The 12,046-nt window shown below is 70.6% G+C and carries 11 protein-coding genes; 6 read left to right on the top strand and 5 right to left on the bottom strand.

Annotation, left to right across the window (positions count from 1 at the left end; translation table 11 throughout):
* Positions 1–86: 86 nt before the first annotated feature.
* From GWK61_RS60210 to lipP1, 3 genes are all read left to right on the top strand, one after another.
* Positions 87–761 (top strand): 4'-phosphopantetheinyl transferase family protein, encoded by a 675-nt coding sequence (locus GWK61_RS60210; RefSeq protein ID WP_194919684.1) that lies wholly within the window; start codon positions 87–89, stop codon positions 759–761.
* Positions 749–1,471: an SGNH/GDSL hydrolase family protein gene (locus tag GWK61_RS47295; RefSeq protein ID WP_194919675.1), complete on the top strand. Its 723-nt coding sequence runs from the start codon at positions 749–751 to the stop codon at positions 1,469–1,471. Before GWK61_RS60210 ends, GWK61_RS47295 begins: the two co-directional genes overlap by 13 nt.
* Positions 1,472–1,627: 156 nt before the next feature.
* Positions 1,628–2,575 (top strand): LipP1 family hormone-sensitive lipase, encoded by a 948-nt coding sequence (lipP1, locus tag GWK61_RS47290; RefSeq protein ID WP_194919674.1) that lies wholly within the window; start codon positions 1,628–1,630, stop codon positions 2,573–2,575.
* A 99-nt stretch (positions 2,576–2,674) separates the two neighbouring features.
* On the opposite strand, the gene GWK61_RS47285 is transcribed toward lipP1, so the two are convergent.
* The 3 genes from GWK61_RS47285 to GWK61_RS47275 form a co-directional block, all read right to left on the bottom strand.
* Entirely contained in the window at positions 2,675–4,099 is a 1,425-nt protein-coding gene (locus GWK61_RS47285) for an amino acid permease (protein ID WP_267254558.1), read from the bottom strand.
* 83 nt (positions 4,100–4,182) lie between these two features.
* Positions 4,183–5,907, bottom strand: coding sequence for an MFS transporter (locus GWK61_RS47280; protein WP_194919672.1), 1,725 nt, complete (start codon positions 5,905–5,907; stop codon positions 4,183–4,185).
* Positions 5,907–6,341, bottom strand: coding sequence for a MarR family winged helix-turn-helix transcriptional regulator (locus GWK61_RS47275; RefSeq protein WP_194919670.1), 435 nt, complete (start codon positions 6,339–6,341; stop codon positions 5,907–5,909). Before GWK61_RS47275 ends, GWK61_RS47280 begins: the two co-directional genes overlap by 1 nt.
* A 600-nt stretch (positions 6,342–6,941) precedes the next feature.
* Here GWK61_RS47275 and GWK61_RS47270 point away from each other — a divergent pair.
* On the top strand, positions 6,942–9,995 hold the full coding sequence (locus GWK61_RS47270) for a hypothetical protein (protein WP_194919668.1): 3,054 nt from the start codon (positions 6,942–6,944) through the stop codon (positions 9,993–9,995).
* Here GWK61_RS47270 and GWK61_RS47265 read toward each other — a convergent pair.
* The gene (locus GWK61_RS47265) at positions 9,982–10,515 is read right to left on the bottom strand and encodes a beta-class carbonic anhydrase (RefSeq protein ID WP_194919665.1); all 534 of its coding nucleotides are present in this window, start codon (positions 10,513–10,515) and stop codon (positions 9,982–9,984) included. The two genes, GWK61_RS47270 and GWK61_RS47265, sit on opposite strands and share 14 nt — an antisense overlap.
* 99 nt (positions 10,516–10,614) lie before the next feature.
* Here GWK61_RS47265 and GWK61_RS47260 point away from each other — a divergent pair, with 99 nt between their 5' ends.
* A complete protein-coding gene (locus tag GWK61_RS47260) occupies positions 10,615–11,346 on the top strand; it encodes a TetR/AcrR family transcriptional regulator (protein WP_194919663.1) in 732 nt (243 codons plus the stop codon).
* Between the two features lie 4 nt (positions 11,347–11,350).
* Here the strand turns inward: GWK61_RS47260 and GWK61_RS47255 are convergent, their stop codons facing one another.
* Positions 11,351–11,581 carry a hypothetical protein gene (locus GWK61_RS47255; RefSeq protein ID WP_194919661.1) on the bottom strand — a complete coding sequence of 77 codons (231 nt, stop codon included), beginning with the start codon at positions 11,579–11,581 and terminating at the stop codon, positions 11,351–11,353.
* A 52-nt stretch (positions 11,582–11,633) separates the two neighbouring features.
* Between GWK61_RS47255 and GWK61_RS47250 the strand changes: the two genes are divergently transcribed.
* Positions 11,634–12,046: hypothetical protein (locus tag GWK61_RS47250; RefSeq protein ID WP_228564110.1), on the top strand; the 413-nt coding region annotated here is incomplete at its 3' end.

Raw genomic sequence — 12,046 nt, 5'->3', positions numbered from 1 at the left:
GGACTGAGGTAAGGGCTGGCGCTGGGGTCGCGGTCGGGGGCGGTGCTCGGGGCGAGGCTGGACCTGCGAGCAAGGCCGGGGCCGGTGTGGGAGCGGCGGTCGGTGGCGTTGGCGATGTGGCCTCGGCGTGGCTGGTCGGCGAGGTCCCTTCTTCCGCGGTGGCTGAGTTGTTTGCCACGCTTGATGCCCAGGAGCGTCGGCGCGTCACGCGCTTTTCGACTCCCGAGGCGCGCGGGCGCTTCGTGATCGCGCACGGGGCCACGCGGCAGATCGTCGGTGAGTGCCTTGGTGCGCCGCCTGGCGAGCTTCAGTGGGAGGTCGGTGCGCAGGGCAAGCCGGAGTTGGTCGGGCCGTGGACTGGAGTCCATGCCAACCTCTCGCACTCCGGCGGCAGATGCCTGATCGCCGTCTCCCGCGTGCGCGCTGTGGGTGCCGACATCCAGCGGCTCGTTCCGGGGCTGGATGTGCTCGGTATGGCGCGGCGCTACTTTCCGGCGTCCGAAGCGCGGGATGTTGCCGATGCCGCCGATCCCGCCGATGCGTTCGCGCGGCTGTGGGCCCGTAAGGAAGCCGTCACCAAGGCCGCCGGCGGCCGCCTCACGCAGGTTCTGCCGCTGCTGACGCCGCCGGGCGGGATCGTCGAGTTCGTCGCGGGGGTGTATCGGGTGGTCGATGTCGAGGTGCCGGCCGGGTTCCGCGCCGCGGTGGCGCTGGCCGGCGCCGATGAGTTCCGGGTCGAGGTGAGCGAGTGGGTGCCGTGACCGTGCTGACTGAGGCCGCCGATCCGTACTGCCTGCGGGTCGGCGAGGCGGGGGCGTTGCTCGGCGGGCATCCGTGGCGCCGTTTCGCAGTGCTCGGCGACAGTATCGCCGAGGGCGTCGCCGACTCGGTGCCCGGCTATAGCACGATGCCGTACGCCGACCGGGTCGCCGCCGAGCTCGCGAGCGTCCGGCCCGGGCTCGCGTACCTGAACCTGGGGCAGCGCGGCCTGCGGGCGCACGAGGTGCGTGAGGGACAGCTCGAATCGGCGCTCGCGTTCGCGCCGGATCTGGCGCTGGTCGCGTGTGGCGCCAATGACGCGCTGCGTCCCGGCTACGAAACTCGTGCCGATGCGGTGGACGCGGAGCTGGCGGAGATTATCAGGGCTCTGCAAGAGTGTGGAGCGATGGTCATCACGGTCTCGATCTTCGTCCGCCCGGCCTACCCGAGCCTGCCCGCCTGGCTGCGCCCGACCGGCACCGAACGCATGGCCGCGCTCGGCGCCCGCACGAACGCCGTCGCGGCCGCCGCCGGCACGCTCCACATCGACCTCGCGGGCCACCCGATCGCCACCGCCATGGACTCCACCAGCGCCGACGGCCTGCACGGCAACGCGCGGGCGCAGACCGTCGCCGCGACCGAGACGATCCGCGCGCTCGGGAGGTTCCTCCGCCCACAGTACCCGGCGCGGCAGCCCATCCACGCACCCTGATATCCGAAGTCGCACACACCGCGCCTATCCGTCAGCCACACCACGTGGACCGCATGACCACACGACAGCACGACAGCACGACAGCAAGATGCCACCCCGCATCGCACCACACCCCATCAGCCATCAGCCGCTCCGGCTCCACCCGAAGGAACCCTGATGCCCCTCGACCCCCAGATCCAGGCCATGCGCGAGCGCCGAGTCCAGGCCGCCGCGCCGCAGCTCTACACGCTCAGCCTCGCCGAGGCACGGGCCGCCGACCTCGCCTCGATCCAGGCCGAGGCGCACGACCCGGAGCCGGTGCACGAGGTGGTCGACCGGGCGGTACCGGCGGAGGGGCGCGACATCCCGGTCCGGGTCTACCGCCCGAGCGCCGAGGCGGTGCTGCCGACGCTGCTGTACTTCTTCGGGGGCGGCTGGACGCTCGGGGGCCTGGACACCAGCGACGGCGTGTGCCGCTCGCTCGCCAACCTGGCCGGGGTCCAGGTCGTCGCGGTCGGCTACCGGCTGGCGCCCGAGCACCGCTTCCCGGCGGCCGTCAACGACTGCCACGACGTGCTGCGCCACATCGCCGCGCACTCGGACGAGTTCGGCACGAACGCGGGCACCCTGGCCGTCGCCGGCGACAGCGCGGGCGGCAACCTCGCCGCGGTCGCCGCGCTGCTGGCCCGCGACGACGAGCTGGAGCTGGCCGGGCAGCTGCTCGTCTACCCCAACACCGACCAGCTCGCGGTCGAGGGCTCGATGCTCCAGAACGGGGACCCGTGGCTGTTCAACCACCGCTCCGTGTCCTGGTACCGCAAGCACTACCTGGCCGACGAGGCCGACGCGCTCAACCCGCTCGCCTCGCCGCTGCTCGCGCCGGACCTGTCGGGCCTGCCGCCGGCGCTGATCATCACCGCCGAGTACGACCCGCTGCGGGACCAGGGCGAGGCGTACGCGCGGCGCCTGGCCGCGGCCGGGGTCAGCGTGGAGCTCACGCGGTATGAGGGGATGGTGCACGGTTTCTTCACCATGACCGGGGCGGTCGACGCGGCACGCCACGCGGTGGATCAGGCTGCTGGGGCGCTGCGCGGGTGGTTCGCGATGGACAAGGTCGCGCACTGAAAGGGTCGGGCGGCGGTTCGAATCATTCCGCCAGCCGCCAGCCGCCAGTCGGATGTCGCCGGCGGCATGCGCATCCTGTGCCGCACAACCGACCCACCCCTACACCGCATCCACCGGAAACCGCCGCTTGATCGCCCGCCACCCCACCCACAGCACCAGCACGATCACCGGCACCGAAGCCAGCACCGGCCGCTCGTCCGAACTGTCCCCCATCAACACCAGCACCCCGGCCAGGAACACCAACACCGCGTAGTTCGTCCACGGCGACCCCGGCATCCGGAACCCCGGCCGGTGCACGGGGCTCCCCGGCAGCTCTGAGGCCGCCTTCAGCCGTGCCTGGCACACCAGGATCGTCGCCCACGTCGTCAGCACCCCGAGCGACGCCGTGGACGTCGCGATGTCGAACGCGCGCGAGGGCACCACGAGGTTCAGCAGCACGCCGGCCAGGTACACCGCCGCCGTCAGCATGATGCCGCCGTGCGGCACGCCGCGGCTGTTCATCCGCGAGACGTACTGCGGCGCCTCGTGCCGTTCCGCCAGCGCGCGCAGGATCCGCCCCGTGGAGTACAGCCCCGAGTTGGTCGACGACAGCGCGGCGGTCAGCACCACGAAGTTCATCACGCCGCCGACGCCCGGCACCCCGAGCATCGAGAACACCGTCACGAACGGGCTCTCGCCCTCGTGGTACAGCGTCCACGGCAATACCAGCACCAGCAGCCCGACCGACCCGACGTAGAACACGGCGATGCGCCAGACCACCGCGCGCACCGCCTTCGGCACCACCTTGCGCGGCTCGGCCGTCTCCCCGGCGGTGATGCCGACCAGTTCGATCGCGGCGTACGCGAAGACCACCGACTGCAGGCTGACCAGCACCGCCCACATGCCCTTCGGGAACATCCCGCCGTGCGCGGAGACGTTGGCCCAGCCCGCGTGGTGCGTGCCGATCCCGGCGTGGGTGAGCAGCAGCGCGACCGCGACCACCAGGAAGACCAGGATCGCGAGGATCTTGCACAGCGCGAACCAGGTCTCCAGGTCACCGAAGACCTTCACCGACACCAGGTTCGCCCCGAGCAGCACGCCGAGCGCCGCCAGCGCCGAGAGCCACTGCGGCAGCGCCGGGAACCAGTAGTGCATGTAGATCCCGACCGCCGTCAGCTCCGCGACGCCGGTCATGGCCCAGTTCAGCCAGTACATCCATCCGCAGGCGTAGCCGGCCCACGGCCCGATGAACTCCCTGGCGTACACCACGAAGCTCCCGGACGTGGGCCGGTACAACACCAGCTCTCCGAGCGCGCGCATCACGAAGAACGCCGAGATCCCGGCCAGGGCGTAGGCGAGCACCAGTCCCGGACCGGACCGGTGCAGCGCCCCCGCCGAGCCGAGGAACAGCCCGACGCCGATCGCCCCGCCGAAGGCGATCATCTGGATCTGGAAGTTCGCCAGCGTCTTCTGGTACCCCGCGTCGCTGCCGGTCGGCTCCTCCTCGGCGCGGTCGGTGGTCAGCGTCGAGGGCGGGTTCGTCATGCTCCCCGGTGTATCCGCCGCCGCCGGGTGTCAACCACCTGCCACGCGGAGGAAGGACGGGCATTGGTCCGAACGAGAGCGGATCAGGCCTCGCTGTCGGCGATTTCCTTCTTGACGTTCAGTTCCTTGACGTTCAGTCCCTTCCCGCGCCGCAGGCACGCGATCACCGCCAGCGCGGACAGTCCCGTGGCGACCGAGAACACCACGATCAGCCCCTGGTGGAAGGGGCCTGACAGCAGGTTCGGGAAGAACTCGCGTCCGGTGAGGGTGGCGTGCGCGGCGGGGGTCAGCGAGTTCAGGGCGTTGGCACCGGCCAGCAGGTGCTCGACCGGGTTGACGCCGAGCATCGCGGCGAACAGCGAGGACACCGGCGGCAGGTGCCCGATCTGCGTCGCGGCGTGCGCCGACACGCCCTGCGCCTGCAGGCTGGTGGTGAGCGTGTGCGGCAGCCGGGCGGCCAGGCCGGCGATCATCAGCGAGAAGAACACGCCGATGGACACCGCGGTGCCGGAGTTCTGGAACGTGGCGCGCATCCCGGAGGCGGCGCCGCGCTTGCCGGCCGGGACGCTGCTCATGATGGAGGAGGTGTTCGGGGCGCCGAACATGCCGCTGCCTATGCCGTTCAGCGCGATCAGGGACGCGAAGGCCCAGTACGGGAACTGGACCGGGAGCAGCATCAGGCCGATGAAGCTGGAGCCGAACACGGCCGCGCCGGCGGTGGACAGCCCGCGCGAGCCGAAGCGGTCGGACAGGTAGCCGGACACCGGCCCGGATATCAGGAAGCCGACGGTCATCGGGAGCAGGAAGATGCCGGCCCACAACGGGGTGTCGCTGTAGTCGTAGCCGTGCAGCGGCAGCCATATGCCCTGCAGCCAGATCACCAGCACGAACTGCAACCCGCCGCGCGCCACCGAGATCGCCAGCGAGGCGGCGTTGCCGACGGTGAAGTCGTGGATCTTGAACAGCGACAGGTCGAACATCGGCTCGGCGATCCGCGACTCGATGAAGTAGAACGCGATCAGGCTCCCGACACCCACGCTCAGCAGCGCGATCACGGTCGGGTTCGCCCAGCCCATCGCGCTGCCGTGGTACGGCTGCAGGCCCTGCGTGACGCCGATCAGCACCGAGCCGAGGCCGACGGCGAACGTGACGTTGCCCCACCAGTCGATCCGCCCGCCGGTGGCCCGGCTGGTCTCGCGCAGCCGCCGGTAGGCCCAGTACGTGCCGAACACCCCGACCGGCACGTTCACCCAGAACACCGCACGCCAGTCCCACGCCGACAACAGCCCGCCGGCCACCAGCCCGATGAACATCCCGGCCAGCGCCGCGACCTGGTTGATGCCGAGCGCGAAGCCGCGCCGCTCGGGCGGGAAGGCGTCGGTGAGGATGGCCGCGGAGTTGGCCGTCAGCATCGAGCCGCCGACGGCTTGCAGTAAACGCCAGCCGATCAGCCACATCGCGCCGTGCGTCCCGTCGAAGGGATCGAAGGACAACAGCACCGAGGCGATGGTGAAGACCATGAACCCGGCGTTGTAGGTGCGCACGCGCCCGAACATGTCGCCGAGCCGGCCGAGCGTGACCACGAACACCGCCTGCACCAGGCGGTACCCCATGATCATCCACAGCAGGTAGACGATGTTCCCGGGCGCCAGCGGGTCCAGGTGGATGCCGCGGAAGATCGGCGGCAGCGCGATCAGGACGATCGAGCCGTCCAGCGCCGACATGAACATCGCCGCGGTGGTGTTGGTCAGCGCGACCCACTGGTAGCGCTTGTCGGTGGTCGGCACCGCGGCCGTGGCGACCGCCATCAGATCTTCTCCGCGAGGCGCTGTATCAGGGGCGCCGCGGCAGCCAGCGTCCGCAACTCCTCGTCGGTGAACCCGTCGGCCAGCCCGGCCGCTATGGCCGCGGCGCGGGCGCTGCGCTTGAGCCGCAGCGCCTCCCGCCCCGCCTCGGTCACGACGGTCACCGAGCGCCGCCGGTCCTCCTCGTCCCGCCGCCGCTCGACCAGCCCCCGCTCCTCCAGCGAGGCCAGCGTGATGCCCATCGCCTGCGGACTGATCTGCTCGGCCCGCGCCAGGTCGGCGGCAGTGGCCGGGCCGTTCCGGTCCAGCCGGGCCAGCGCCGAGCGCTCCGGGAGCGAAGGCTCGCCGGGCGCGGCGGTCTGGCGCAGCCGGCGGACCACGAGGCTGATCGCGCTGAACAGCGCGGTGGACAGGTCGTCCACACGGGGGGAGTCCATATGGACAATCTAGGTTGATAAATCTGGGTTGGCAATCTCGGTTGCGGATCTGGCGGACGGCGAGTGGGCGCTCCGGTGCATATCGCTCTCGGCTCGGCCCGGCGACGCTCAGTCCGCTGTGATCCCCCAGTAGCCGATCTAAAATCCCACAAGTCTTCCGATCTCAGGGCGTCGTTCCACTCGGCATAGGTGGGCCAGCCGCTCGGCGCCCACGCTCGTGTCTCAGCGTCGGTCAGCAGCCGCATCCTTCCCGCTTTGTCCTCCTGGCCTTCGCCGGACATGAACTCGAAGAAGTCCAGCACCGAGGCCGTCCCGCGCGTGAAGACGGCTTCTTGCCAGTCCGGGTCCTCCCACGGCTCGGTGATGGTGCGAACCCCGTCGCCGCCCATGTGTGTGTGACCTCCCGAAGAACGACTCGATTCGGTCCGCAGGCTATGCGGCGGCGCCGACAGGCGGGCTGGCGAAGTGCCGGGTCGGTCGGCGGTCAAAGGTCGCAGGGGATTGCCAGGTTGCGAACGTGTTGCTAAAACATCCAATGAATGCGCACCCTGATCGCTCACTGTCCGGCCAAAACCCCACGTTCCGGGAGAGTGTCATCGGATGTCTTTGCGACGAATATTGCTCAGTTGGACCGGCGCGGCGCTCGTCGCCGCGGCTCTGGTGCCCGTCGGCACGCATCAGGCTGCTGCGGCTGCCGCTGCGGCGGCCAAGGCCAGGGCCGGTGCCGCCACCCTGTACGCCAGCCCCGGCGGCAACGGCGCCTCGTGCACGCTCGACAACCCGTGTTCGCTGGCCAAGGCCCAGCAGACGGTCAGGACCCTGGTGCCGGCCATGTCCGGCGACATCACCGTGGACCTGCGCGGCGGCACCTACCAGCTGTCCGCGCCGCTCTCCTTCACCCCGGCCGACTCCGGGACCAACGGCCACACCGTCGTCTGGCAGGCGTATCCGGGGGAGAAGCCGGTGTTCTCCGGCGGCCAGAAGGTGTCCGGATGGCAGCTCTACGACTCGGGCAAGGGCGTCTACCGCGCCGCGGTCCCGGCCGGCACGCAGTCGCGCCAGCTGTTCGTCAACGGCGTCCGCGCCGAACGCGCCCGCAGCGCGGTGAACCCCGCCGGGTTCACGGTCACCGCGACCGGCTTCACCACCACCGACCCGCAGTACCTGAGCTGGTCCAACCCGGCCGCCGTCGAGATCGTCCACCTCAACGCCTGGAAGGAGCTGCGCTGCCCGGTCACCGCGATCACCCCGGCGGCCGGCGGCGGCTCGGCGTTCACGCTCGCGCAGCCCTGCTTCGGCAACGCCGGCGCCCCGCCCTACCCCTCGGGCTACTTCCCCTACAACGGCGGCGGATCCCCGGGTCTGGACTCGATCAGCTGGATCGAGAACAACTACGCGCTGCTGTCCGCGCCCGGCCAGTTCTACCTCGACTCCACAGCCGGATACGTGTACTACGTCCCGCGCGCCGGTGAGGACCTGTCGAGCGCCGACGTCGAACTGCCGACGGCCCAGACCCTGGTCTCCCTCGCCGGTACCCCCGGTCACCTGACCCCGGTCGACGACACCGACCCCAGCATCACCTACACCGGCAGCAGCTGGGGAACCAGCAGCGGCCGCACCTACGGCGACCTCGGTGACGACGTCCACTACGGCACCACCAACGGCGACTCCGCGACCATCACCTTCACCGGCACCGGGATCAACGTCCTGTCCGAGGCCAACAGCGACGAAGGCGACATCGACGTCTACGTCGACGGAGTCCTCGACCGCACCGTCACCGCGAACCGCACCGCCGAACGCCTCGCGCAGCAGGTCGTCTACTCCAAGACCGGCCTGTCGCAGGGCACGCACACCGTGCGTCTGGTGAAGAAGGACAACACCTACCTGCTGATCGACGGCTACGTCCCGATCACCGCCGCCATCGCCCCGGTCCACGACATCGCCCTGCGCGGCATCACCTTCTCCTACGCCACCTGGCTCGGCGCCAGCGGCCCGAACGGCTACCGCGACAACCAGGCCGGCGTCACCTGGACCGGCACCCCGGCGGTGGCCGGCCGCGTCGGCGCCGCCGTGCAGGTGAGCCGCGGCCAGCGGATCGAGATATCCGGCGGCACCTTCTCCCACCTCGGCGGCACCGCCGTCGATCTCGCGAACGGCACGCAGGACAGCACCGTCAACGGCAACCGCATCTACGACACCTCAGGCAGCGGCGTCAGCGTCGGCGAGTTCGACGACTTCTACCTCGCCGACCCGGCCCTCATGACCTCCGGCGACACCGTCTCCGACAACGCGATCTCCTACGTCGGCCAGGAATACCAGGACTGCGTCGGCATCCTCGTCGGCAACGGCCGCGCCGTCACGCTCGCGCACAACGACATCGGCCACACCCCCTACTCCGGCATCTCCCTGGGCTGGGGCTGGGGTTGGGCCTCGACCAACGGCGGCGACCGCCACGGCACCATCTACTCCCAGGGCAACGCCATCACCGGCGACTACGTCCACGACGTCATGCAGGTCCTCAACGACGGCGGCCTCGTCTACACCCTCGGCGGCCAAGGCGACGGCAGCGTCCACTCCACCTTCAGCGGCAACGTCCTCAGCACCTGCACCGCCGCCAGCGCCGGCTGCCACGGCGTCTATCTGGACGAGGGCAGCTCCTGGTGGGACGTCGGCGGCAACGTGGTGAGCCAGCCCGCCGGGAACTGGGCCAACATGTGGACCCCGACGATCCACGACGACACCCTGCACGACAACTACAGCGACGTCACCCGTCTCTATAACAACGGGACCAACGTCCCCATCACCACCATGACCTACGTGACCAACGGCGTATGGCCCTCCGGGGCGCAGAGCATCGTCGCGGCGGCCGGGCTGGAGTCCGCGTACAAGAACGTCGCCATCCCCGAGGCCGACCTCGTCAACGACGGCGCCGTCGGCTCGCTGCTGGCGCCCGGCACGATCACCTACACCGGCAGCTCGTGGCAGTCCTACGGCGGACGCGACTACGGCGACCTCGGGGAAGACGTGCACGCCGCCACCGCCAACGGCGACAGCGCCACCTTCTCCTTCACGGGAACCGGCATCCGCGTCCTCGGCGAACGGAACAACGACCAGGGCACGCTCGCCGTGACCCTGGACGGCGCCGCCGCCGGCACCGTGGACACCTCGACCACCGGCGCGCGCCAGATCCAGCAGCCGGTGTATCAGGTGTCGAACCTGCCCTACGGCGCTCACACGGTGGTGCTTACCAAGCAGTCCGGCACCTACGCCACCATCGACGGCTACGAACTGGACAAGACGATCGACGACTCCGACGCCTCGCTGCGCTACTGCGGGACGTGGGCCGTGAGCAGCGGACGTGGCGTCGGGGACTTCGGCGACGGCGTGCATTACACGGCTGGCAACGGGGATTCGGTCACCGGGACCTGGTCCGGGACCGGTGTCGACGTCGTGACGGAGAAGAACACTGATGAAGGGAACATCGCGGTCTATGTGGACGGCCAGCTCCGGCAGACCGTCAGCGCCGCCAACCCGACGCGGCAGGTTCAGCAGGTCGTCTACCACGTCGACGGTCTGACGCCCGGCGTGCACACGATCCGGCTGGTCAAGCAGAGCGGGACGTACCTGCTCATCGACCGGTTCACGTTCCGGTAGGCGTGTCGAGCACCATGGCGACCCGTCCGGTGTCCACGTCGTAGACGTGCCCCGAGACGGTGGTCCCGGGCGGGAGCAGGGGTGAGCCGAGCAGGCGCTCGACGTCCTCCTTCACCGTCACGGACGGGTCGTCGACCGTGGTGGCGGCCAGCGTCGGGGCGGGCACGCCGGTCGCCACGGCGGCCTGGTCGCGGAAGCCGGGATCGGCCAGGAAGCCGGTGCCGCACTGGGTGTGGTGGATGACCGCGATCTCGAAGAGCGGGCCTTCGACGCCGAACACCTGCCGGGCCAGGAAGCCGAGGTAGGCGATGTCGGCGACGACGGACTCGGTGACGCGTCCGCCGGCGTTGCGGATGACGGGGGCGTCACCGGGGTCCAGGCCCAGGATCCGGGCCGGGTCCAGCCGGTGGTCCAGGCAGGTCACGACGATGACCTGGGCGGTCGGCGGGCTGAGCGGCACCGGGGTGAAAGTCTGTGCGGACCATTCGTTGTTCTCCAGGAGGGGAGTCATTCTGGTCATGGTGATCTCCGTTCGGTCGGAGTCGGGGCGGTGCTGTTGTGGACACTGTCCACGTTAACCCCGCTAGGTGGACACTGTCCACATTGATATCGTGAGCGGATGAGCACCGAGCGATCCGCCGCGGAGAATCCCAGCTCGACGGCCGGTTCCCGGTCCCCGGTCGGTGCCGGGACCGCGTCCGGTCCGCGGTCCACGGCGCGGCGCCCGCGCGGTGCGGTCCGCGAGGGCCTGATCGCCGCCGGGCTGGAGCTGGCCCGGGCCGGCGGGCCGGACGCCGTGGTACTGCGCGAGGCGACCCGGATCGTCGGGGTCGTGCCGAACGCCGCCTACCGGCACTTCGCCGACCGCGACGAGCTGCTGGCGGCGGTGTGCGCGGCGGCGATGGACGAGTTCGGCGCGCGGATGGCCGCGGCGGTGGCGGCCGTGCCGGGGGAACGTGGCAATGCCGACGCCGCGTTCGGGCGGATGGCCGCGGTCGGCACGGCCTACCTGGACTTCGCGCGCACCGAGCCGAAACTGTTCGCCACGGCCTTCGCGGTGCCGGAGCAGCACCCTTACTTCATCCCGGAGAACGCGGCGGGTTCGTCCCGGACCCCGCTGGCGCAGTTGCGGGACGTGCTGGACGAGCTGGTCGACGTCGGGCTGCTCGACCCGCGGCGGCGCGAGGGGATCGAGTTCCCGGTCTGGTCGACGGTGCACGGTCTGGCGGTGCTGATCGAGCAGGGGCCGCTGCGGGCGGCGCCGGCGGAGGACGTCCGGCTGCTGACCGACAAGGTGCTCGGCTTCATCGCCGAGAGCCTGCTGGCCGGGGCTCCTGGATCAGGCGCCTGACTGCCTATCCGACGTGGCTGGTGTCGATCTTCCAGCTGGTGCCGTCCTTGACCAGGCCGAAGGTCGTGCGCTCGTCGGTGTGGGTGCCGTCCTTCGAGACGTAGTGGATGGTCGCAACGACCGTGGACGGCGGGGTGGCCACCACGTCCGAGAGCGTGACCTGCTGGTAGCTGTTCCAGAAGGACTGGTAGTTGCCGAAGCCGCGGGCCACGTTCGTCTGGTAGGCGGCCGTCATCTGCGGCCAGGCCGCGTTGAGGTTGCCCGGGAGCAGGCCGTAGTAGTTGGTGATGAACGTGCTCAGCTGGGTCGCGACGTCGGTGGGCGCGGTCGACGGGGTGGAGGCGCTGGACGTCGGGCTCGACGACGACGTGGTCGCGGAGGTCGTTGCGGAGGTGGTCGCGGAGGTGGTCGCTGAGGTGGACGGCGAGGTCTGGGCCGAGGCCGAGGCCGGCGGGCCCGACGGGGTGCCGGAGGGCGCCGCGGCCTGGCCCGAGCTGGTGGTCGCCGATTTGGCCGGGCTCGACGACTTCGAGGTGGTCGCGCCCTGGGCGACCGGCTGGTTCGGCGAGGAGTCGCCGGAGTTCATCGAGACGACGATGGCCACGACCAGGACCGCCGTGCCGACGACGCAGATCGCGATCGCGAGCGGCATCCGGCTGCGCGAGCGGCGCTCCGGGGGCGGCGACGCGGGGCTCACGGC

The organism is Catenulispora rubra (assembly GCF_015356825.1).
Lineage (GTDB): Bacteria > Actinomycetota > Actinomycetes > Streptomycetales > Catenulisporaceae > Catenulispora > Catenulispora rubra.
The sequence above is the reverse complement of the archived record's forward strand: the minus strand, read 5'-3'. Positions and strand labels throughout refer to the sequence as shown.